The sequence below is a fragment of the Ornithinimicrobium flavum genome (assembly GCF_004526345.1).
Classification (GTDB): domain Bacteria; phylum Actinomycetota; class Actinomycetes; order Actinomycetales; family Dermatophilaceae; genus Ornithinicoccus; species Ornithinicoccus flavus.
Genome location: NZ_CP038213.1, coordinates 665,925 through 687,729, shown reverse-complemented (window position 1 = coordinate 687,729; position 21,805 = coordinate 665,925). Strand labels below are relative to the sequence as shown.

Genomic DNA, 21,805 nt, shown 5'->3' with positions numbered 1-21,805 from the left:
AGACTAGCGGTCCGTATCTCGACGACGACAGAACTGGCCGGCGAACGGGCCGGCGCCGGCGGGCAGGTCGTGTCGCCTCAGGAGGGCGGGCAGGTCGTGCCGCCTCAGAAGGGTGGGCAGGTCGTGCCGCCTCAGAAGGGTGGGCAGGGTCGGCCCTGTGCGTGCAGCTCGGCGATGCGCCGGGCCCAGTCGCTCCGGGTGGTCCTGGGCGGCGGGCTGATGCGGTGGTAGTCGTAGGGTCCGACCCTGCTCGGGTGGTCGTGCCCGGGCTCCGGGCACGCCTCGCCCTGGCCATACTCGGGTCGGCCCTCCGGGTCGGACACGGGGCCCTCGTCGCCCTGGGGCTGAGGGTCGTCAGGACCGGCGACCCCTCGCCCCGAGCGGGCCTGGAGCGCACCGGGGACGGCCTGTTCACCGGGCCTGGGCGGACCAGCCGTGGCCCAGCGGGCCATGGCGTCGGCGGCAGCAGCGGCAGACGGTCCGGGGGCACGTCTGCCGGTGGCCGGATCGGTGTGGGTGAGACCCACCAGGCCCCACCCGCCGAACCGTGCGAGGTCCGGCTCAAGGTCGTCATCGCCGGTGTTGAGCCTGTCGCCCAGATCGCGGAAGGTCAGGGCCAGGTAGATCTCCTGGTTCAGCACGTCGAGGAAGTCCTCGGCCGGGGCAGCGCTGACCGCGTCGACGGCGTCGGTCAGGACCGTCACGTAGCGGCGGTAGTCCCACACCCGGGTCCGATACACCCGCCCCAGCAGGGAGGTCCAGGTGACGTCCCGGTTGGCGGAGAGGTGCGCGTCCCACGCCTTGGTCGTCTTCGGCTCATGGTGACCCGTGTGCAGCAGCTGTGCGTTGGCCTCGCTGGTCGGTCCCCCGAGGGAGTGCTCGTGGACGTGGTCGATCTGGCACCGGGCACCCTGGTGCAGACATCCCGGGGCTCGGCAGGTCACGTCCGCGGCCAGGAGCTGAGTCCGCATCGCCGCATCCATCAGGTAGGTCGCTCGCGATCGCTCCACGCACCGTCCGTCCGCTGGATCGACCAGCAGTCTGGCCATGGTGGTCCCTGGCGAGAGGGCCAGCTCACGGATCTGCGCGGGCGAGAGGAAGGAGGAGAAGGCGCCCAGGAGCTCTCCGACCCACAACCGGCGCTGCTCCGGTGGTGGGCCGGCCGGTGGATCGGCCAGCGGTGAGGGCGCCCTCACGGCAGAGCTCTCCCCCGTCTGCCCCATCTCCCCCGTCCGTCCCATCTCTCCAGCCCCGCCATCGACCAGCCCCTCGGCGGGATGCATACGTCTGCTTGGCAGGCATGACGGACACCCGTCCTGGCCGGTGTGGTTGTTGTCGTCCGCGAGGGTCGCCTCGGAGGTCGGGCGGGCGCCCGGGCGCCCGACGGTCGGCAGGGTCTGCGCCTGCCCGGGGTCGTGAAGGGCCAGCAGGGGCACCACGACCTGCAGCACCGCCGGTGGAAGACCGGACATGGCGTTGATCAGCTCGGGGCTCCACCCCGTCCGGGCGAGGTCGTCAGCGGTGACTTCCTCACCGTCCGGGAGCTCAGGGATGGCCAGGTCGCCGACGCCGAGGGCCGCGTGCGCCAGCAGCACACGGGCGATGTCAGCCTCGAGCTGCTGACGAGTGCGCTCGTCTCCCGCGGCCCGTGCCGCCTGGGCCGCTCCGTCGAGACGGTCCTTGATCGCCGCCACCCAGAGCACGGGCATCAGCACGGTGAGCGACCCCATCCCGTCCTCCCCGGCCTTGGCGATCACGCACCGGGCCTGGAACGCAGCCTCGCGTGCCGCCCTGGCGTCCGCGGCATCCGGACTGTCGTCGGCGGTCCGCAGCTTGGCGACCTCACGGTCCAGCGCGGACCAGAAGGCACGGTGGCTCCACGGCGCTGCGGTGACCCGCCCGTCCGGCTCCAGCCGCTCGGGGACGCAGGTGTCCTGGTCGTCGGCGCACATCACGTGCGCGACATGGGCGGCATCGGTGGCGTCCATGCCCTCGCAGGCTCTCCACAACGCCCGGGCCAACCGCCACGGAAGCTGCCCGCGGCCCATCTGCCCCACCACCGGACCCGAGAACGACACCGGCGCGGTCGCCAACCCGATCAGGTGCGCGCTCTCGCCCGGCGTCCACCCGGTCGCGGGGGCGACCTCCCCGCGGGTCCGCCGCTTGGTCATGGAACGCCAGCGGTCCCGGGCCGTGCGCGACAGCTCGTCGGGGCCGGCCAGGTCCTTCTCCCGGAGCAGCATCGCCCCAGTGCTCGTGGCCTGGGCCGCTGTCGCGACCACCAGCGCGGCGTCCAACCGGCCCTGACACACGGTGATCGCCTCCACCGCCCGCAACGCCACCTCGGCCGCGTGCCGGTGCGACTCCACCGACCGCGGCGCCGCACCCGGCTGCGGCAGGGTCCCCGCCTCCTGGGCGGACCGGGCGGAGGGTGCGGCGGAGGCGAGAGGCAGCTCCCCGATGGCGCGACCCCGCGACGCTGCGCCCAGGACCAGCGCAGCGTCCGCGAACGCCACCGCGGCCCCGTCGTCCAGACCAGCCGCGGCCAGTGCCTGGAGCAGATCCTCACGAGTGCGACCCGAGGCGTGGGTGAGAGCCGACGTGCTCGGCGAGGCTGACGCGCCTGAAGCCTGATCGGCACCGTGGTCCTTCTTCACCCTCGTCACCCCCCTGGTGGTCGGTCGCACCCGCTCATTCCCCAACGGTGGTGCTGACACTGCGATAATACTACACATGTTCGAGATCCGTCAACAGTCATCAGACACATGTATGAATGACAGGTCCGAATGCCAAGGATGCCGGAGAGAATCCGGGAGGTGACGGACGACGGCGCCCGGGAGGACGGAAGAGGTGGAGGTGGAGGTGGAGGTGGAGGTGGAGGTGGAGGTGGAGGTGGAGAGGGCCGCACAGTTCGGAGAGGGGAGGTGGAGAGGGCCGCACAGTTCGGAGAGGGGAGGTGGAGAGGGCCGCACAGTTCGGGGAGGTGAGGGGCGTGGGACGGAGGAAGCGCGGACGTCAGCCCTGCGCGGCCTCGGACGCCTCCAACCACTCCAGCTCCAGCTCCTGCTCCTGGTCGTGCAGCTCCTGCAGCTCGGCTGTCAGCCGCCCGAGCGCGTCCGGGTCGGTCGCGGCGTCGGCCATCCGGTCGTGCAGCCTCGCCTCCTGGGCGTGCAGACGGTCCAGCGCCCGCTCGACCCGCGACAGCGTCTTGCGCGCCTCGCGCACCTCGGCCGCGGACCAGGCCGGACCACCAGCTGTCGACCCCGCACCTCCCACCTGCGCTGCCGAGGCGCCGCCGTCGGTCGCCCCCGGCGCAGATCCCGCACCGTCCCGCCCCGATCCCGCACCGTCCCGTCCCGCCCCACCCCGGCCCGAGCCACTCCCGGACTGCTGCGTCGCCCGCATGCCGGCGCGGAGCTGGAGGTACTGCTCCACGCCTCCCGGCAGGTCCCGGAGCCCACCGTCACCCAGCAGGGCGACCTGGCGGTCCGTCATACGCTCGAGGAGGTAGCGGTCGTGCGAGACCACGATCAGCGTGCCGGCCCAGCCGTCCAGGACGTCCTCCATGGCCGTGAGCGTGTCGATGTCGAGGTCGTTGGTGGGCTCGTCGAGCAGCAGGACGTTGGGCTCGTCCATGAGGAGCCGCACGAACTGCAGCCGGCGCCGTTCCCCGCCGGAGAGGTCTCCCACCCGCGACTGCTGGCGGCCGCCACTGAAGCCGAGCCGCTTGGCCAGGGAGCTGGCCGACACCTCCTTGCCCCCGATGACCGTGAACGACCGCACCTCGGTGATCGAGTCGATGACCGACCAACCCGCGACCCGGTCCAGCTCGCGCAGCTCCTGGGTGAGGCACGCCATACGCACCGTCTTGCCCACCTTGAGCCGCCCCGCCGCCAGGGGGTGCTGACCCTGCAGGACGCGCAGGAGGGTGGACTTGCCGGCCCCGTTGACCCCCACCATGCCGTACCGGTCACCGGGTCCGATCCGCCACGTGACGTCCCGCAGCAGCGTGCGTTCACCCACCGTCACGGTGGCGTCGAGCAGGTCCAGCACGTCCTTGCCCAGCCGCGTGGTCGCGAAACGCACCAGCTCGACGGTGTCGCGGGGCGGGGGCTCGCCCTCGATGAGCTCGTTTGCGGCGTCGATCCGGAAGCGTGGCTTGCTCGTGCGCGCCGGCGGTCCGCGGCGCAACCAGGCCAGCTCCTTGCGGGCGAGGTTCGCCCGGCGCTCCTCGGTCACCTTCGCCACCCGCTGGCGCTCGACCTTGGCCAGGACGTAGGCGGCATACCCGCCCTCGTAGGTGTGGACCTGCCCCTCGCCCACCTCCCAGGTGCGCGTGGAGACCTCGTCGAGGAACCACCGGTCGTGCGTCACGACCAGGAGGGCGTTGCCGGCGCGGGGCCGCCGCCCCGAGAGGTATGCAGCCAGCCAGGAGACTCCCTCGACGTCCAGGTGGTTGGTGGGTTCGTCGAGGATGAGCAGGTCGGGGTCCTGGACCAGCAGCGCGGCGAGCGCGAGGCGACGGCGCTCCCCGCCGGACAGGGGACCGACCACGGTGTCCCACCCGCCGAGGGCTGCGGCGTCGGTGCCGCCCAGCAACCCGTCGAGCACCTCCCGCACCCGGCCGTCACCTGCCCACTCGTGCTCGGCGAGGTCCCCGAGCACGACCTGCCCGACCGTCGCCGCGGGGTCGAGGTCGTCGCTCTGGGCGAGCATCCCCACCGTCACGTGACCGGTGCGGACCACCCGACCGGCGTCCAGCTCGCGGGTGCCGCGCACCACCGACAGCAGAGACGTCTTGCCCCCGCCGTTGCGTCCGACGACGCCGATGCGGTCCCCGTCGCCCACCCCGACGGACACGTCGTCGAGCAGGACCTGGGTGCCCGCCACCAGGTGGGCCTTGTCTAGAGCGACGAGGGCGGCAGGAGGAGGGGACGCCATCAGCCGGGCACGGGGCCGAGCGGCCCGGGCCGGGAGGATGCGGGCGGCGTCGACCGGGAGGTGGCGGACGGGGTCGACCGGGAGGTGGCGGACGGAATCGACCGCGAGGACGCGGACGGGGTCGACCTGGAGGTCACCGGCGCGGCGGCCGGGGCCCCCGGGACGCGCTGAGGGACGATCTGGCACCCGGGCACCGGGCCGAGGGCGCGCACGATGTCGCCCGGGGGGCCGTTGGCGGCGAGCCCGACGGACAGGTCGATCGCCTCGGCCTGCGACCCCACCAGGAAGGCGACCGTCGGACCGCTGCCGGAGACCAGGCCGGCCCTGGCCCCCAGGTCGAGGCCGACCTCCAGGACCGTCGCCAGCGCGGGCTGCAGCGAGACCGCCGCGGGCTGCAGGTCGTTGTGGAGCGCCGCGGCGACCTCGTCCGTGTCCATCCGACGCAGGGCCGTGATGAGCGCCTCGGAGGGCTGGGGGGACGGCGCGCCCGTCCCGGTCAGCTCGCGCAGCCGGTCGCACTCGCCGTAGACCGCCGGGGTCGACAGGCTCAGGCCCTGTCCCGCCCAGAGCACCCAGTGCAGCTCGCCACGAGCGAGGACGGGGGTGATCTGCTCACCGCGACCCGAGCCGATCGCCGTGCCGCCGTGCAGCAGGAAGGGGATGTCGGAGCCGAGGCTCCCGGCCATGATCTCCAGCAGGTCGTTCTCGATGTGGTCCAGGGCCCACAGCTCACGGCAGGCGACGAGCGTGGCCGCGGCGTCCGCGCTCCCGCCGGCCATGCCGCCGGCGACCGGGATCTGCTTGTCTATTTCGATGCGGACCGGGTCGACCTTCGCCCGTCGCATCCGGCGCCGGGCCAGGGTGCGGGCGGCCACGAGCGCCAGGTTGGTCCCGTCGGTCGGCACGCGGTCGGCGTAGGGGCCGGTGACGTGCACCGACCACTTCGCCGCCGGCCGCACCGTCACGTGGTCGTAGAGGCTCACGGCGTGGAAGACCGTCGACAGCTCGTGGAAGCCGTCCTCGCGCAGCGGCCCCACCGACAGGCCGAGGTTGATCTTGCCGGGCACCCTGACGGTCACCGCGTGCGCGTCCGTCAGGTGGCCGGTGGTCATGCCACTCACCCTATGTCGTCGGACGCCGCCGGGGACGGGCCGCCGTCGACCTCCCGGGCGCCCAGGCGCCGGGCGGCGTCGGCGACGCGCGCGAAGTCCTCGATCGGGAGCACCTCACCCCGGGCCTGCGGGTCGACGGCCGCGGCACGCAGGATCTCCTCCGCCCGGGGCGCGGAGCCTGCCCAGCCGGCGAGCGCCGCACGCAGGGTCTTGCGCCGCTGGGCGAAGGCGGCGTCCACGACGGCGAAGACCTCCTGGCGCGAGGCCGTGGCGACAGGAGGGTCGCGGCGCACCATCCGCACCAGCCCCGAGTCGACGTTCGGGGCAGGCCAGAAGACGTTGCGCCCGATCCGCCCGGCGGAGGACACGTCGGCGTACCAGGCGGCCTTCGCCGAGGGGACGCCATACACCTTGGAGCCGGGTCGGGCGGCAAGGCGCTCGGCCACCTCCAGCTGCACCATGACCAGCACGGTCCGCAGCGTGGGCACCGTCGCCAGGAGGTGGAGGACCACCGGGACGGCGACGTTGTAGGGAAGGTTGGCCACCAGGGCCGTCGGCTGCGGGTCCGGCAGGGCCTCGAGGCGCAGCGCGTCGGCCTGCACCACGGTGAGCCGGTCCGCGAGGTCGGGGGCCAGGTCCTGCACGGTCCCCGGGAGCTGCCCGGCCAGGGACGGGTCGATCTCGACGGCGGTCACGTGACGCGCCACCGGGAGCAGGGCCAGGGTGAGCGACCCGAGCCCGGGCCCGACCTCCAGCACGGTGTCGCGGCCCGTGAGGTCGGCGGTGCGCACGATGCGACGCACCGTGCCCTTGTCGATGACGAAGTTCTGGCCCCACTGCTTGGTGGGACGGATGCCGAGCCGGGCCGCCAGCGCCCGGACCTCCCCCGGCCCCAGCAGGTGCTCGACCGGGTCCGCCCCGCCGCGGGCGTCGCCGCCGCGGTCGTCGCGGTCGTCGTCGCCGGCGCCCACGGTGTCGTCCCTCACCCCGGCATTATCGGTCATGCCGGGGTGGCCGGGACCCCTCAGGGCCGAAGCACGACCTTGATGCAGCCGTCCTCCTTCTTCTGGAAGGTCTCGTACATCTGCGGGGCCTCCTCGAGCGGCACCCGGTGCGTCGCCAGGGTCTCCAGGCCGAGCACGTCCTCGTCCTGGCTGACCAGCTCGAGGAGCTCGTCGGTCCAGCGCTTGACGTGGCACTGCCCCATCCGCACGGTCAGGCCCTTGTCGAACATGTCCATCATCGGCATCGGGTCGACCGCGCCGCCGTAGACACCGCTGACCGAGACGGTGCCGCCCCGTCGCACCGCCTCGATGGAGGAGTGGAGAGCGGCGAGCCGGTCGATGGCCGCGTGCTCGATCATCGGCCGGGAGACGACCCCGGGGAGCTTGCCGACGGCGCTGATCATCGCCGCGGCCACCGGGTTGCCGTGCGCCTCCATACCGACCGCGTCCAGCGTGCCTTCCGCCCCCCGCCCGTCGGTGAGGTCGCGGACCGCGTCGCCGACCTTGACCGGGCTGTCCAGCCCGTCGGTCCTCACGTCGAGCACCTCGGCGCCCCACTCGGCCGCGAGCGCGAGCCGCTCGGGGACGAGGTCGACGCCGATCACGCGCATCCCGAGGTGGCGGGCCGCCCGCACGGCGAGCTGGCCCACCGGGCCCAGGCCTATCACGGCCAGGGTCCCGCCCTCGGGGACGTCGGCCCACCTCACCCCCTGCCAGGCGGTGGGGAGGATGTCGGACAGGTAGAGGAAGCGCTCGTCGGCACCGTGCTCGGGCAGCCGCACCGGCCCGAACTGCGCCTGCGGCACCCGGACCAGCTCGGACTGACCGCCCGGCACGGCGCCGTACATGTCGGTGTAGCCGAAGAGGGAGGCGCCCTTGCCGTGCTCGGTGTTCTGCGTCGTCTCGCACTGGGCGAAGAGACCCCGCTCGCACATCCAGCAGGAGCCGCAGGAGATGTTGAACGGCACGACGACCCGGTCGCCCACCTTCAGCTCGCCCGTCTCACCGCCGACCGCCTCCACGACGCCCATGAACTCGTGGCCCAGGACGTCGCCCTCGTGCAGGTAGGGCCCGAGCACCTTGTAGAGGTGCAGGTCGGACCCGCAGATCGCGGTGGAGGTGACGCGCACGACGGCGTCGGTGGGTGCCTCGATGACGGGGTCGGGGACGGTCTCGACGCGGACGTCCTCGACGCCGTGCCAGGTGAGTGCTCTCATGCCGCGACGGTATGACGCGCCGCGGCGCCGCGCGCGCTCGACGGGCACCGGGGTGCGGGCGGGCCTACGTTGGCACCATGCCTCCCTCGTCCCCATCCCCCACCTCGCCCAGCCCGTCCGCGCGCCCTCTGGCCCTCGTCCTGGGAGCCTCTCGCGGGCTCGGCCTGCTCGTCGCCCGGGAGCTGCTCGCCCGGGGCCACCGGGTCGTCATCTGCTCGCGGACCCGGTCGGACCTCGAGGCGGCCAGGGACCAGCTGGTCGACGCCGTCCCCGGCGGCCAGGTCGAGGTGAGGGTGTGCGACGTCAGCGACCGGGCCGCGGTGCTCGACCTCGTGCGTGACGTGGAGTCGGGGGTGGGCCCGATCGAGGTCCTCGTCACGGTGGCCGGGGTGATCCAGGTGGGGCCGGCGGAGTCGATGACCTTCGAGCACTTCGACGCCTCCCTCGGCACGATGCTGCACGGCCCGATCAACGTGACCCTGCCGGTGGTGGCCGCGATGCGGGAGCGCGGCCGCGGCCGGATCGGCACGGTCACCTCGATCGGCGGCGAGGTGACCCCGCCGCACCTGTGGCCCTACGCGGTGGCCAAGTCGGGCGCGGTCGCCTTCAGCGAGGGTCTGGCGGCCGAGCTGTCCGGCAGCGGGGTCACCGCCACGACCGTCGTCCCCGGACTGATGCGCACCGGGTCGCACGAGCGGGCGCACTTCACCGGCCGGGCGTCCAGGGAGTACGCGTGGTTCGGCCCGGCCGCCTCGTTGCCGCTGCTCGCGATGTCGGCCGACCGCGCCGCCCGCAGGATCGTGGACGCCGTCCTCGCCGGGGAGGTCCGGTGCGAACTGACCCCGTTGACCAAGGTGGGGGTCCGCTTCCGAGGGCTGCTGCCGGGGACGACGACGCGGCTCATGGGGCTGGGGTCCCGGCTGCTGCCGTCGGCACCCCACCGGGTCGGGGCGACGGACCCCGCCGAGGTCGTCGAGGGTCGCGAGGCCAGCCGCCGGCTCGACTCGAGGATCGTCGACACGCTCACGACGCTGGGCGCCCGGGCCGCCGAGCGCAACAACGAGCGCTGAGGAGCCCTACGCCCAGGGGCCGTAGACGCGCTCGCTGTTGTCCGACAGCGCCTGGCACAGCTCCGGCACGCTCGTGCCGAGCGTCGCGGCCATCGCCCGCACCGTCAGGGGCAGCAGGTATGAGGCGTTGGCGCGCCCCCGGTGAGGCGTCGGGGTGAGGTAGGGGGCGTCGGTCTCCACGAGCAGGTGCTCGACCGGCGTCACCGCCAGCGCGTCCCGCAGACCCCTGGCCGAGCGGAAGGTCACGGTGCCGGCGAAGGACAGGTAGTAGCCGCGCCGCACGCACTCGCGGGCCATCTCCATGTCGCCCGAGTAGCAGTGCAGGACGGTCCGCTCGGGCGCTCCCTCCTCCGCCAGGATCCGCAGCACGTCGTCGTGGGCGTCCCGGTCGTGGATCTGCAGCGCGAGACCCGTCTCCTTAGCCAGGGCGATGTGGCGGCGGAACGACTCCTGCTGCGCCGCAACGCCGTCCGGCCCGGTGCGGTAGTAGTCCAGCCCCGTCTCCCCGATCGCGCGGATCCGCGGATGGGTTGCGAGAGAGGCGATCTCGTCGAGGACGTCGTCCAGGTCACCGGCGGCCTCGTGCTTCGGCGCCTCGTTGGGGTGGATCGCGATCCCACCCAGGAGGGCGGGGTGCTGGTCGAGGATGCTCACGGTCCACCGGGCGGACCCGATGTCGCAACCGATCTGCACCATCCGGTCCACCCCGACCGCCGCGGCCTCGGCGATCTGCTGCTCCAGCCCCACCTCCGGGGCGTCGTCGCGCCGGATGTCGAGGTGGGCGTGGTTGTCCGCCACCGGGATCGGCAGCGGGTCCGGGGCAGGGGGTCGCTGGCCGGCGCGCGGGTCGGCGCGCGGGTCGGTCACGGGGCCTCCGGACGCGGACCGGCCGCGGCGCCCCACGTCATACCTGGACCTGCACGTCGTCCTCGAGCCCGAGGCGGGCCCGCTCCTCCTCGACGACCGAGGGGTCGAGCTTGGTGAAGATCGGCGACGGCTTGGCGACGGGGGCGCCGACGGCGACGGGCCGGTGCTCCCAGCGGGGGGCGGAGGAGTAGTCGCCGGTGATGACGGGGTAGTCCCCGCGCGTGGGGTCGTCGAGGTCGCTCACCTCGCGGACCTCCGGCATCGGCTGGAAGACGCCCTCCCCACCCAGCGCCCGGTGGACCGCCGTCGAGCTGTGCGGGAGGTAGGGGGACAGGAGGGTGTTGAGGTCGACGACGGCCTGGGCCAGGACGTGGAGCACCGTGCCCAGCCGCTCCCGCTGGTCCTCACCCTTGAGCTTGAAGGGCTCGGTGGCCGAGACGTAGGCGTTGGCCACCCCGACCAGGCGCATGGCCTCGGCCAGGCCGGCCTTCTGCTTGTGGGTCCCGATGAGGCGACCGACGGTCTCGAAGCCGGCGCGCACCTGGTCCAGCAGCGCGCGGTCGACCTCCTCCAGCTCGCCGGCGGGCGGGATCTCGCCGAAGTTCTTGGCGATCATCGAGGCGGTGCGGTTGACCAGGTTGCCCCAGCCGGCGACGAGCTCGGTGTTGGTGCGCTTGAGGAACTCGGGCCAGGAGAAGTCGGAGTCGGCGGTCTCCGGGGCCGCCGCCGAGAGGAAGTAGCGCAGCGCGTCGGGCTGGTAGCGCTCGAGCACGTCCCGGACGTAGATGACCACGCTGCGGGAGGTGGAGAACTGCTTGCCCTCCATGGTGAGGAACTCGCTGGAGACCACCTCCGTCGGCAGGTTGAGCTCGCCGAAGGGGCCGACGTCGCCGCCCCGGCTCCCCCGGCCGTTGTGGGCCAGCATCTCCGCCGGCCAGATCTGGGAGTGGAAGGTGATGTTGTCCTTGCCCATGAAGTAGTAGGACGGGGACTCGGTGTCGTTCCACCACTCGCGCCAGCGCTCGGGGTCACCGGTGCGCCGGGCCCACTCGACCGAGGCCGAGAGGTAGCCGATGACGGCGTCGAACCAGACGTAGAGCTTCTTGGTCGGGTCGTCCGACCAGCCCTCCAGCGGCACCGTGATGCCCCAGTCGATGTCGCGGGTCATCGCCCGGGGGCGGATCTCCTGCAGGATGTTCTGGGAGAACTTGATGACGTTGGGCCGCCACAACCCGCTGGCCTCGCGACCGTCGAGCCACTCCCCCAGCGCCTCGGCCAGGGCGGGCAGGTCGAGGAAGAAGTGTTGGGTGTCCTTGAACTCGGGCGTCTCGCCGTTGATCTTCGAGCGTGGGTCCCGCAGGTCGGTCGGGTCCAGCTGGTTGCCGCAGCTGTCGCACTGGTCGCCCCGCGCCTCGGCATACCCGCAGATCGGGCAGGTGCCCTCGATGAAGCGGTCCGGCAGGGTGCGGCCGGTGGAGGGGCTGATGGCGACCTGCTGCGTCTGCTCGACCATGTAGCCGTTGGCGTGGCAGGCGAGGAACATCTGCTGCACGACGTGGTGGTGGTTGGCCGTGGTCGTGCGGGTGTAGAGGTCGTAGGAGACCCCGAGTGCCACGAGGTCCTCGGCGATGGCCCGGTGGTTGACGTCGATGAACTCCTGCGGGCTCATCCCGGCCTTGTCCGCCTGCACCAGGATCGGCGTGCCGTGCTCGTCCGAGCCGCTCACCATGAGCACGTCGTGCCCCGCCATCCGCATGTACCTGCTGAAGACGTCGGACGGGACGCCGAACCCGGCCACGTGGCCGATGTGGCGCGGGCCGTTGGCGTAGGGCCAGGCGACGGAGGTGAGGACGTGGGTCATGGGTCACCAGTCTAGGTGGGGCAGGCGGGCCCCCCGGCTCTCTCCCGGGTATGCAGCCCGCCCAGCCCCCATGGCACCGGCCGCCTCCTGTGGTTGGCCCCAGGAGCACCGGCCGCCTCCTGTGGTTGCTCCCAGGGGCACCGGCCGCCTCCTGTGGTTGGGCGGCATGCAGGCGACCCACCACGGGACGCGGCCGGTCGAGGTGAACGCAACCACACGGCGCGGCCGGTGGGGGTGAGACCAACCAGACGGGGCGGCCGGTGGGGGTGGGGGGGGTTAGTCGGGGGTGACGGGCGTGACGCCGTCGTCGGTCCGCAGGCCCAGCCCGGTGACGGACGGGCCGCCGGCCTCGGCCGGGACCGAGACCAGGGTGACCACGCCCTCCGGGCCGGAGATCGTCACCGCGTCCTGCGGCGAGAACCAGTCACCGTCACCCCGGACGACGAGCTCGGCACCGGCGGGCGGTTCCCAGTCGACGTAGAAGTGCACGGCGTGACGACCCGACCACGGCCACCAGCGCTCGCGCCACATCACGACGCCGCCGGCCGAGGGCCCCTCCCTCTCGCTCACGCCGAGGAAGGTCTGACCGTTCTCGTCGAGGAGCGTCGGCCAGCCCTGGACGTCAACGCCGACCTCGTACGTCTCGCCCAGCAGGGTGACCAGGTCGCCCTCCTCCACGGGGCCGGCGTCACCGGCCGACGCGTCCGACCGGTCCTGCGTCGCGTGCCAGGTCTCACCGTCCGAGGACCACTCGAAGGCTCCCCACACCCCGGCCTCGACCATCTCCTGCCTGGTCAGCACGCTGACGGCGAACGCCGAGTCCCCGACCGCGGTCGCGGCCACGGGTGCGCCCACCACCGGCGGCGAAGCGGAACTGTCGATCACCGGACGTGCCCATCGGGCCTCGGCGGGCAGGCGGTAGAGGTAGACCGTGAGGTCCTCCCCGCCCCGCCACCAGGGCTCGACGTCCCCCGAGACGAACACCGACGATGGGTCCAGGAAGGTCGGGGACGGGTGCCCGTCCTCGAGGAAGCCGCCGAGCCCCAGCCCCGGCAGCGAGAAGGCGGTCACCTCCACGCTCCCGTCCTCCAGGCGTGCCGTCGCGGCCACCTCACCACCCGCGGTCCAGACCGCCCGGTCGCTGTGGAGCACCAGGTCGCTCGGCACGTATCCCACGTCGGTGGTGAGGTGGAAGCGGGCGTCCCCCTCGCCCACCGTCCCGCCCGTCCCAAAGCCGTCGGCCGGCTCAGGCACCAGCGCGGAGCCCCAGGACCCGCGCGGCTGCTCCCAGACCACCAGGGTCGCACGTTCCCCGACGAAGACGTCCCCACCGCCCCTCATCGTCGTTCCCTCCACGGTCTCCTGGACACCGTCGACCGTGAATGTGGCGCTCGCCCTCCCCGGCTCCTTGGTGAGCGTGACCGTGAACCTCTCGTCCCCGAGACCCACGTCGTCCAGCAGGGTGAGCGTCGTCGGCGCGTCCACCTCCCACGAGACCGAGGCCGGCGCGACCTCCGGGGTGGTGAGCACCGACCCGCCACCCAGGCCCAGCCAGACGGTGCCGGCGAGGGCGATGCCGGCGAGCGCCATACCTCCGGCCCCGCCCCGGCGGCGGCGCGCGATCTGCCGGCCGCGGGTCACGACGGCCCCCCGGTCGAGGTGCAGCGGCGGGGCGTGGACGGCGGCCCGGTCGAGCAGGGCCAGCACGTCACGGTCGTCGGTGCGCTCAGACATGGGTCTGCTCCCCTTCCACCAGCTGGATGCGCAACTTGCGCAGCCCGTGCATCGTGTAGCTCTTGACGGTCCCGACGCTGACGCCGAGGGTCTCGGCGGTCTGCCTCTCGGACAGGTCGAGGTAGTGCCGGAGCACCACGCACTCACGCTCGCGCGGGGCCAGCGTGGTCAGCGCCCGCACGAGGTCGACGGTCTGCGGGTCGCTCCCGTGCGACCCCTCCGGCAGGTCGTCGGTGAGCACCTCGCGCCGGTGCTTGCGCCAGCGGTCGGTGTGCAGGTTGGCCAGCACCCGGCGTGCGAAGGCCAGGGGCTCCCCCGTCCGCACGCGGCCCCACCGGGCGTAGGTGCGGGCCAACGCCTCCTGGGCCAGGTCCTCGGCCGCGTGCCGGTCACCGGTGAGGAACCAGGCGGCGGCGAGCAGCCGCGGGGAGGCGTCGTCGAAGAAGTTCGCGAACTCCTGCTCGTGCGTCTGCCGCATACCTGCTCTCTCGTCGTGACCGTGGCCCCTCACCCTTTCAACGTGCCGACCTCTGCAAAGGTGGGGGTATGCAGCCAGGTCGGGTCCCGGGGGACGTCCTGATCCACCTGCGGCGGGCGCGGGACCACATCGACCGGCACTTTCGCGAGCCGGTGGACCTCGCCACGCTGGCCGGGATCGCGGGGCTGAGCAAGTACCACTTCCTGCGGCTGTTCAGCCGGACCTACGGCCGCACCCCGGGGGTCTACCTCTCCGAGCGACGGGTCGAGCGGGCGCAGGACCTGCTGCGGGCGACCAACCTCACCGTCACCGAGGTGTGCCACGCGGTGGGGTTCAGCAGCCTGGGGTCCTTCAGCAGCCGCTTCCGGCAGGTCACGGGGGAGAGTCCGAGCCAGTTCCAGGCGAGGTATGCGGTCGGTGGCGCGCCCCGCATCCCCGGCTGCCACGTCTTCATGCGGGGGCTGGCGGAGCGCGCGGGCGAGCCGGGTCCCCGAGGGCCCGACCCGATGAGCGCAATCGAGGAGAAGCCAGGTGTCGGTGGCGACGTCTAGCGTCGGGGCATGATCACCAACGTCTCCCTCGTCACCGTCTGGGTCGCCGACCTGGAGGAGTCCCTCGCCTTCTACACCGACGTCCTCGGCTTCGAGAAGGGCGACGACGTGCAGCTCGGCCCCGACTTCCGCTGGCTGACCGTCGTGCACCCCACCCAGCCCGAGCTGCACCTGCACCTGACCACCCCCGGCGAGCCGCTGTCCCCCGAGCTGGTCGAGGCGATGCGCCGCGCCCAGGCCGAGGGCGGCCTGCCAGGGGTCGGGCTGAACGTCGACGACTGCCGGGCGACGCACGCCGACCTGGTGGCCAAGGGGGTCGAGTTCCTCCAGGAGCCGACGGAGCGTCCCTACGGGGTCGAGGCCCTCATGCGTGACAACTCGGGCAACTGGATGGTGCTGGTGGAGCGCCGGGAGTTCGACCCGTCCACGATGACCCGGGAGGACCTGGCCTGAGCGGGCGGACCGGGGCGCGGGGACCGGCCGCTCACGGCCGCAGCCGCTCGACCTCCAGGGTGAAGTCCTGCCGGATCAGGGCCTCGACCAGGTCGTCGCCCAGCGCCACCGCCGGCGTGAGCACCCCGCCCTCACCCGGGCGTCCCGCCCGTCGCGAGGCCAGGAGCACCAGCGCGGACTGTCCGAGCATGACCGAGGTGGCGGCATACCCGGGGTCGCCGGAGGCGGCGACCGTGGCGGCATACCGGCTGCCGTCCTCCGTGGTGGTGACGGTGCGCATGCGGAACCAGCCCGCCGAGCGCGACTCCTCGGACGGCCCCTCGCCGGGTGCCGGGAGCAGGCGGTCGACGACCCGGCGCAGGCCGGGCGTGCTGAGACCGACGGCGAGCGCGCCGAGCCCGGCCGTCATCGCCGTCGCCCGCACGGCCCCGCCGGGGCCCCGGCTGGTCGCGATGAGCTCGCGGTAGCGGAACCGCGGCCCGTAGGCGGCGCCCCGGAGCGCGTGCGAACGCCGCACCACTCGCGTGTTGTACGGACCCATGAAGAACGGGACGACCCAGCGCCCGGTGCCCGCGTCGACGAAGGGACGGGCGACGTCCTCCTGACCGGGCGCCCCGCGGAAGCCGCCGGACAGCGACTCCGGGTCACGCAGGACCCGGCGGGCCTCGCGACTCTCGCCCGCCTCCTGCAGCAGCAGTCGCATGGAGTCGATGGTGCCCCCGCTCACCCCGCCCTTGGCCCGTGCGTAGAGCGTGGTGTCGGTCAGCCCGCCGGCCCCGTCCTGCTCGGCACGCCGGTGGAGCAGGTGCACGGCGAGGTCGGACGGCACGGAGTCGAAGCCGCAGGAGACGACGATGCGGGCGCCAGTCGCCCGGGCCTGGTCGTGGGCGCGGTCGATCGCCTCCCGCACGAAGAGCACCTCGCCCGTGAGGTCGGCGTAGTCGGTCCCGGCGCGGGCGCACGCCTCGACCAGCGGTAGGCCGTGGCGCTGGTAGGGCCCGACCGTGGACACGACGACGTGCGACCGGGAGGCCATCACCTCGAGCGTGACGGGATCGTCCGAGTCGGCGACGACCACCTCCCACCCGGCGGCCGCGGGCCGAGCCCGTCCCGCACCTGCTCGAGCCGCTCTCGGGACCTTCCGGCGAGCGCCACGCGGACGTCCCCGGGGGCGGTGGCCGCCAGGTGCTCGGCCGTGAGCCGGCCGACGAAGCCGGTCGCGCCGAAGAGGGTGAGGTCGAGGTCGCGGGTCATGTCCCCCATGCTGTCAGCGGGCGGGGTCGGCCCCGCACCGGGGGCCGATAGCCTGTCGCCCGTGCTCGACCACGTCACCGCCGTCCGCTACGTCACGCCGCTGCGCGAGGGCGGGTCGATGCCGGGCGTGGTCGAGGGGGCGGACCTGGGGACCTACGTCGTGAAGTTCCGCGGGGCCGGGCAGGGGCTCAAGGTGCTCGTCGCCGAGGTGGTGGTCGGTGAGCTCGTCCGCCGCCTGGGGCTGCCGGTGCCCCGGCTGGTGACGATCGACCTTCCGTCCGCGATGGCGCGCTACGAGGCCGACCAGGAGGTGCAGGACCTGCTCAACGCCTCGCCCGGCACCAACCTCGGCGTCGACCTGCTGCCGGGCGCGCTCGGGTACGACGGCTCCCGTCCTCCGGACGCCGATCTCGCCTCCCGGGTGCTCTGGCTCGACGCCTTCACCGCGAACGTCGACCGCACCTGGTCCAACCCCAACCTGCTCACCTGGCACCGGCAGACCTGGCTCATCGACCACGGCGCGGCTCTCTACTTCCACCACTCGTGGCCCAGCCGCCCGCCGGACCCGCAGCGGTTCGCGGAGCAGCCGTTCCGGGTCGGCGCCGACGACCACGTCCTCGGGGCGGTCGCCACCGACCTGCCGGGGGCGCACGCCGCGCTGGCGCCGCTGGTCACCCCCTCGCTCGTCGCGGACGTGGTCGACCAGGTGCCGGAGGAGTGGCTGGAGACGACGGAGCACCTGCCCGACACCGCTGCGGTGCGGTCGGCCTACCGCGACCATCTCCTCGCGCGGGTGCTCACCCCGCAGGTGTGGCTCCCAGGAGGTGCGGCATGAGCGCGATCACGAGCGTCGACTACCAGTACGTCGTCCTGCGCCTGGTCCCCCGCGTGGAGCGCGAGGAGTTCATCAACGTCGGCGTCGTGCTCTACAGCCAGGAGGCCGACTTCCTGCGCGGCGCCGTCGCGCTGGACGACGCCCGGGCACTCGCCCTCGACCCCGGGCTGGACCTGGAGGCGGTGCGCTCCGCGCTGGACCAGGTATGCCGTGTCGCCGCGGGCGAGCACTCGCCGAGCACCCCCCGCCTGGACCGGCTCGGGCCGCGCTTCGGCTGGCTCAGCGCCCCCCGGAGCACGATCGTCCAGCCCGGGCCGGTGCACGGCGGGACGACCAGGGACCCGGGGGCGACGCTCGAGCACCTCGTGCAGGTGCTCGTGCGCCGCACCATCTGACCGCGAGTCACGGCCCGGTGAGCGTCCAGACCCGCACGACCAGGTCGAGCTGGGGCACGGGATGGGTGGCCGGCGGCTCCACCTGCCCGTCGTCGACCCCCACCCGGGGGGCCGGGGCACCCTCGGGGGAGACCGCGACGAGGGTGCTGTCCGTCCCCGGGGCCGTCCGCAGGAGGGCGAGGTCCTGGCCGATCCGACCGGCCTGCACCTGGGACGGGTCGACCGACCCCGTGGGGTAGACCAACCAGACCCCCTGCTCGGCACCGATGGTGACCACGAGCCCCGGGTCCACGACCACGTGGGCGGAGGAGGCGTCACCGACGACCGTCCAGGTGTTGGCGGCGCCCTCGGAGGCTCGCTGGGCGGCCACGCCGGCCAGGGTCGAGCCGCCCTCGTCGTCGAGGCCACCCACGACCGTAAGCACGGTGTCGGTCCCGTCGCCGACCTCGACCTCGTCCACCTGGTGCACCATCTCCGGCGCGGTCAGCAGCTCACCGTCGCCCTCGAGGAGCGGGACGAAGGTGGCTCCCGCAGCCTGCCCCGGCAGCACGACATACCCTCGGGCCGATCCCGACCCGTCGGCGTAGTGCCTGACCTCGTCCGTGGCCCCGTCGTCGAGGCGGGGCAGCGCCGCCCCGTCCACGAAGGGCACCGGGGCACCGTCCACCTGCCGCCACTCGACCCCGGCGGTCCGCACGGGCGGCTCCCAGCGCGCCACCTCATCCCCGTCCTGACGCCCGACGGCCAGCACCTGGTCGTCCCCCGTCAGGTCCACGGCCAGCAGGGTGACCGACCGTCCGTCGGCGAGCACCGTCTGCGCCACGTCCTCCGGGTCGACCCACCGGGGGCCCGACCCGTCGTCGAGCTCGACCCGGGAGGAGAGGAGCACGTCGGCGCCCGCGTCCCAGCCGGCGGCGACCACCACGGGCCGACCGTCGACCGTCGTCGTCACCAGCCCACGGTCCAGCTCCTGGGGGCTGACGGTGAGGACGGACTCTGAGTCGCTGGCTGTGAGCAGTGCCACGCCACCCGGCACCGAGCGGCTCTCCTCCAGCGTCAGCTCCTCGCCGACCTGCAGGGTGGCGAGGTCGACGTGGTACTGGTCCGCGGTGAACTCGGCACCGGCCAGCCGGAACACGACCTCGGCGGAGTCCACCCCCCGCTGCTCGACCAGCACCACCTCACGACCCTCGAGCACCGTGCTGTCGGAGTCACCGGCGTCGAGCCGGACGTCCACGAGGTCGGCCCCCTGAGGTAGCAGGTGGGCGGAGACGGTGAGCTCGTCCGCCGTCGACGCGGAGGACGACACCTGCGCCGGGTGCTCCCCCACCTGGGCGAGCATCGGGTCCTGGGCGTGCACGGCATACCCCCAGACGCCCCGGGACGCGTCCGCCCAGGCGACCGCCCGGGCGTCCCGGGTGCTCAGGACCTCCGAGGTCACGGGGGCACCGGTCAGGGTCTGCACGCTGTCGCTGCCCACGACGTAGACGTCGAGGAGCTCGACCGGCATCCGGACGACATCGCCCGCCCACATCGAGAACGCCACCGGGACGCCCTCGACCTCGGTCGTCCGGACGTCCGACGGCCCGCCCGGGTCGTGCGGCCCCACGAGCGGCACGAACGCCTCGGCGTCCTCGGGCGCCTCCCACAGGGCCACCGTCATCCGCTCCCCGGCGAAGACCTCGAGCCCGGCGACCGGGGACTCCGCCCTGATCCGCTCGACCACCTCGCCGTTGTCCGACACCTCGAGGACGAGCGGGCCGCTGATGCCGCGGGTCAGCCGCCCGTCGTAACGTGCGCCACCTGCTCGTCGTCGATGGTGTTGAACCCGCCGAAGAGCGCCGCGTCGACGACCTCGCCCTGCTCCAGGACCGTGGTGGCCGGCTGCAGGTCGGGAGTGCTCAGCGGGGAGCCGTCCCCACCGAGACCGGCCCAGACCGCCGCCACCAGGGCGGCACCGCCCAGCACCCCGCCGGCCCCGGCGGCCCGGCGCCGCCGCACCCTCGCCCGACCGGCCGCCAGCAGGTCCTCGCTCCTCAGGTCCATCGGGGGCGCGTGGTGGGCGGCCCGGTCCAGCAGCTGGCTCAGCGTCGGCTCAGACATGGCGCTCCTCCTCGATCGTGGCGCTCAGCAGCGGCCGCAGCCGCGCGAGTCCCTTGGCGGTGTAGCTCTTGACGGCCCCCACGCTGATCCGCAGGGTGGCCGCGGTGTCCTTCTCGGACTGGTCCAGGTAGTGGCGCAGGACGACGCACTCGCGCTCGCGGGGAGAGAGCTGCTGCAGCGCCCGCACCAGGTCGGTGGTGACCGGGTCGGAGCTGTACGCCGTCTCCGGCACCTCGCCCCGCAGCACCTCCCGCCGGCCGGACCGCCACCGGTCGGTGTGCAGGTTGGACAGGATCCTCCTGGCGTACGCGAGCGGCTGCCCGCTGCGCAGCCGTCGCCAGCGCACGTAGACCCGGACGAGGGTCTCCTGGACCAGCTCCTCCGCGGCGTGGCCGTCGGCGGTGAGCAGCCAGGCGTAGGCCAGCAGCGTCGACCGTGACGCGTCGACGAACTCGACGTAGGCGGCGTCGTTCTCGCTGCGCACCGGATCCTCCTCCTGCTCGTTCGATCCATCCTCCCCCCGGTAACGATGCGGGACCCCGGAAGGTTGGGGGGAGGGGGTATGCCGTGGCGCAGGCGGCGGGAACAGTCCGCCGGCACCGCGTGGTTGACTGGAGCGACGTCCTCCGCCGGGGGACGCCGACACGAAAGGCGAGGCACCGCATGCTCGCTGCCCTCACCGGAGCCGGTCTGTCCGCGGCCGCGGGGTTGAACGCCTACATCCCGTTCCTCCTGGTCGCACTCATCGCGCGCTTCACCGACGTCATCACCCTCCCGCACCAGTACGCCTGGATCGAGTCGTGGTGGGCGATCGGCATCGCGGCCGTCCTGCTCCTGTCCGAGCTCGTGCTGGACAAGATCGCCCTCGTCGACCACATCAACGACGCCGTCGGCACCTTCGTCCGGCCGGCCACGGGTGGCCTGATCTTCGCGGCGACCACGGCGGCCGAGGACTTCGAGCAGGGGTCGAGCTTCATGGCCGACAACCCGTGGGTGGGCGTGGTGCTCGGCATCATCACCGCGGGGATCGTGCACACGGGCAAGGCCGTCAGCCGCCCCGTCGTCAACACCACGACCGGCGGCCTCGGCACCCCCGTCGTGTCGGCGGCCGAGGACGGGATGGCGATCACCCTCTCGCTCGTGGCCATCTTCCTGCCCGTGCTCGTGATCTTCCTGATCCTGCTGCTGGTCTGGGGCCTGTTCGCCCTCTGGCGGCGCGGCCGCTCGCGTCGGGCCCGCCGCGACCGGGCGATGGCCGACGCCGGCTACGAGTGACCCCGGGCCGGCTCGCCGACTCCGAGCCGGTTGGTCAACCCTGAGCCGGTTCGAACCGGCTCAGAGTTGACAGTCCGGCTGCAGGAGCGACTACGAGGGACCCTGGGCCGCCGCTCCGCGCGTCCGGGGCTCCCGCGACGCAGGACCGAGCAGCGCCGCCGTGAGCCCGCACACCGCGGCGAGCAGCACCAGAGCGATCCCCAGCAGCAGCACGCTGCCCACCAGGAACAGTCCGGTCTCGTCCAGCCCACCCACGATCCGGGCCCAGCCCACCGTGGCGCCGAGCGCCCCCAGGAGGCTGACGATGGCTGCGATCCCTCCCAGTCCGCGGGCCCGGCGCCGGTGGACCAGCCATCCCACGACGACGCCCAGGACCCCACCGCCCGCGCCGACGAGCGCGGTGAGAGCCATCTCCGCCGGGCTGTAGTCGAGGTCGGCGGCAGGGAGGACGCGAGACGTGGCGTACCAGCAGACGGCGGCGGCGAGCAGCCCCCCGAGGAGGCCTCCGAGGATCGCGGACAGGTTGACCCTCATGCGTGCCGGTCTCCTCGGGATAGGTGGGCCCGACGTCGTTGTCGGACCACGTCGCGACTATGCCAAACCGGACCGCCCGGCACAAGGGCCGGCAGGTCCCGGCGGGGCCTGGGTCCGCGGT

General features: G+C 73.4%; 21 protein-coding genes. 6 read left to right on the top strand and 15 right to left on the bottom strand.

Annotated elements, in window-relative coordinates:
- Window positions 1–131: 131 nt before the first annotated feature.
- The 5 genes from E3Z34_RS03215 to E3Z34_RS03195 form a co-directional block, all read right to left on the bottom strand.
- Window positions 132–2,516, bottom strand: coding sequence for an HNH endonuclease signature motif containing protein (locus tag E3Z34_RS03215; protein ID WP_134772442.1), 2,385 nt, complete (start codon window positions 2,514–2,516; stop codon window positions 132–134).
- 499 nt (window positions 2,517–3,015) lie between these two features.
- On the bottom strand, window positions 3,016–4,941 hold the full coding sequence (locus E3Z34_RS03210; RefSeq protein ID WP_134772441.1) for an ABC-F family ATP-binding cassette domain-containing protein: 1,926 nt from the start codon (window positions 4,939–4,941) through the stop codon (window positions 3,016–3,018).
- Window positions 4,941–6,053 (bottom strand): 4-(cytidine 5'-diphospho)-2-C-methyl-D-erythritol kinase, encoded by a 1,113-nt coding sequence (locus E3Z34_RS03205; protein ID WP_194092429.1) that lies wholly within the window; start codon window positions 6,051–6,053, stop codon window positions 4,941–4,943. The genes E3Z34_RS03210 and E3Z34_RS03205 overlap by 1 nt, the downstream gene beginning before the upstream one ends.
- Window positions 6,054–6,058: 5 nt before the next feature.
- Window positions 6,059–7,039, bottom strand: a complete 981-nt coding sequence (gene rsmA, locus E3Z34_RS03200; protein WP_420818971.1) for a 16S rRNA (adenine(1518)-N(6)/adenine(1519)-N(6))-dimethyltransferase RsmA — start codon at window positions 7,037–7,039, stop codon at window positions 6,059–6,061.
- A gap of 38 nt (window positions 7,040–7,077) precedes the next feature.
- Window positions 7,078–8,274 (bottom strand): zinc-dependent alcohol dehydrogenase, encoded by a 1,197-nt coding sequence (locus E3Z34_RS03195; protein WP_134772439.1) that lies wholly within the window; start codon window positions 8,272–8,274, stop codon window positions 7,078–7,080.
- Between the two features lie 77 nt (window positions 8,275–8,351).
- On the opposite strand from E3Z34_RS03195, the gene E3Z34_RS03190 reads away from it, so the two are divergent.
- On the top strand, window positions 8,352–9,344 hold the full coding sequence (locus tag E3Z34_RS03190) for an SDR family NAD(P)-dependent oxidoreductase (protein WP_134772438.1): 993 nt from the start codon (window positions 8,352–8,354) through the stop codon (window positions 9,342–9,344).
- Between the two features lie 6 nt (window positions 9,345–9,350).
- Here the strand turns inward: E3Z34_RS03190 and E3Z34_RS03185 are convergent, their stop codons facing one another.
- From E3Z34_RS03185 to E3Z34_RS03170, 4 genes are all read right to left on the bottom strand, one after another.
- On the bottom strand, window positions 9,351–10,211 hold the full coding sequence (locus tag E3Z34_RS03185; RefSeq protein ID WP_134772437.1) for a TatD family hydrolase: 861 nt from the start codon (window positions 10,209–10,211) through the stop codon (window positions 9,351–9,353).
- A 37-nt stretch (window positions 10,212–10,248) separates the two neighbouring features.
- A complete protein-coding gene (gene metG / locus E3Z34_RS03180; RefSeq protein ID WP_134772436.1) occupies window positions 10,249–12,072 on the bottom strand; it encodes a methionine--tRNA ligase in 1,824 nt (607 codons plus the stop codon).
- A gap of 276 nt (window positions 12,073–12,348) precedes the next feature.
- The gene (locus tag E3Z34_RS03175) at window positions 12,349–13,806 is read right to left on the bottom strand and encodes a hypothetical protein (RefSeq protein ID WP_134772435.1); all 1,458 of its coding nucleotides are present in this window, start codon (window positions 13,804–13,806) and stop codon (window positions 12,349–12,351) included.
- Window positions 13,799–14,284, bottom strand: a complete 486-nt coding sequence (locus E3Z34_RS03170) for a SigE family RNA polymerase sigma factor (protein ID WP_134772434.1) — start codon at window positions 14,282–14,284, stop codon at window positions 13,799–13,801. Before E3Z34_RS03170 ends, E3Z34_RS03175 begins: the two co-directional genes overlap by 8 nt.
- A gap of 68 nt (window positions 14,285–14,352) precedes the next feature.
- Between E3Z34_RS03170 and E3Z34_RS03165 the strand changes: the two genes are divergently transcribed.
- Both E3Z34_RS03165 and E3Z34_RS03160 read left to right on the top strand, forming a co-directional pair.
- Complete coding sequence (locus tag E3Z34_RS03165; RefSeq protein ID WP_134772433.1) at window positions 14,353–14,835, top strand: helix-turn-helix domain-containing protein; 483 nt, start codon at window positions 14,353–14,355, stop codon at window positions 14,833–14,835.
- A gap of 9 nt (window positions 14,836–14,844) precedes the next feature.
- Window positions 14,845–15,288 carry a VOC family protein gene (locus E3Z34_RS03160; protein ID WP_134772432.1) on the top strand — a complete coding sequence of 148 codons (444 nt, stop codon included), beginning with the start codon at window positions 14,845–14,847 and terminating at the stop codon, window positions 15,286–15,288.
- Between the two features lie 31 nt (window positions 15,289–15,319).
- Here the strand turns inward: E3Z34_RS03160 and E3Z34_RS03155 are convergent, their stop codons facing one another.
- Window positions 15,320–16,324 carry a saccharopine dehydrogenase family protein gene (locus tag E3Z34_RS03155; protein ID WP_338043774.1) on the bottom strand — a complete coding sequence of 335 codons (1,005 nt, stop codon included), beginning with the start codon at window positions 16,322–16,324 and terminating at the stop codon, window positions 15,320–15,322.
- Window positions 16,324–16,542 (bottom strand): hypothetical protein, encoded by a 219-nt coding sequence (locus E3Z34_RS19655; protein WP_338043773.1) that lies wholly within the window; start codon window positions 16,540–16,542, stop codon window positions 16,324–16,326. Before E3Z34_RS19655 ends, E3Z34_RS03155 begins: the two co-directional genes overlap by 1 nt.
- 61 nt (window positions 16,543–16,603) lie before the next feature.
- Here E3Z34_RS19655 and E3Z34_RS03150 point away from each other — a divergent pair, with 61 nt between their 5' ends.
- Together E3Z34_RS03150 and E3Z34_RS03145 are read left to right on the top strand one after the other, a co-directional pair.
- Window positions 16,604–17,377, top strand: a complete 774-nt coding sequence (locus E3Z34_RS03150; RefSeq protein ID WP_134772431.1) for a HipA family kinase — start codon at window positions 16,604–16,606, stop codon at window positions 17,375–17,377.
- A complete protein-coding gene (locus tag E3Z34_RS03145; RefSeq protein ID WP_134772430.1) occupies window positions 17,374–17,772 on the top strand; it encodes a DUF3037 domain-containing protein in 399 nt (132 codons plus the stop codon). Before E3Z34_RS03150 ends, E3Z34_RS03145 begins: the two co-directional genes overlap by 4 nt.
- Window positions 17,773–17,779: 7 nt before the next feature.
- On the opposite strand, the gene E3Z34_RS03140 is transcribed toward E3Z34_RS03145, so the two are convergent.
- Genes E3Z34_RS03140 through E3Z34_RS03130 form a run of 3 tightly spaced genes read right to left on the bottom strand, consistent with a single transcriptional unit; the run spans window position 17,780 to window position 20,359 of the window.
- Complete coding sequence (locus tag E3Z34_RS03140) at window positions 17,780–19,498, bottom strand: hypothetical protein (RefSeq protein WP_134772429.1); 1,719 nt, start codon at window positions 19,496–19,498, stop codon at window positions 17,780–17,782.
- Window positions 19,499–19,548: 50 nt separating this feature from the next.
- Entirely contained in the window at window positions 19,549–19,875 is a 327-nt protein-coding gene (locus tag E3Z34_RS03135) for a hypothetical protein (protein WP_134772428.1), read from the bottom strand.
- Window positions 19,868–20,359, bottom strand: coding sequence for a SigE family RNA polymerase sigma factor (locus E3Z34_RS03130; protein ID WP_134772427.1), 492 nt, complete (start codon window positions 20,357–20,359; stop codon window positions 19,868–19,870). The genes E3Z34_RS03135 and E3Z34_RS03130 overlap by 8 nt, the downstream gene beginning before the upstream one ends.
- Window positions 20,360–20,538: 179 nt before the next feature.
- Here E3Z34_RS03130 and E3Z34_RS03125 point away from each other — a divergent pair, with 179 nt between their 5' ends.
- Window positions 20,539–21,150 carry a DUF4126 domain-containing protein gene (locus tag E3Z34_RS03125; RefSeq protein ID WP_134772426.1) on the top strand — a complete coding sequence of 204 codons (612 nt, stop codon included), beginning with the start codon at window positions 20,539–20,541 and terminating at the stop codon, window positions 21,148–21,150.
- A gap of 90 nt (window positions 21,151–21,240) precedes the next feature.
- On the opposite strand, the gene E3Z34_RS03120 is transcribed toward E3Z34_RS03125, so the two are convergent.
- On the bottom strand, window positions 21,241–21,684 hold the full coding sequence (locus E3Z34_RS03120) for a hypothetical protein (RefSeq protein ID WP_134772425.1): 444 nt from the start codon (window positions 21,682–21,684) through the stop codon (window positions 21,241–21,243).
- Window positions 21,685–21,805: the final 121 nt, after the last annotated feature.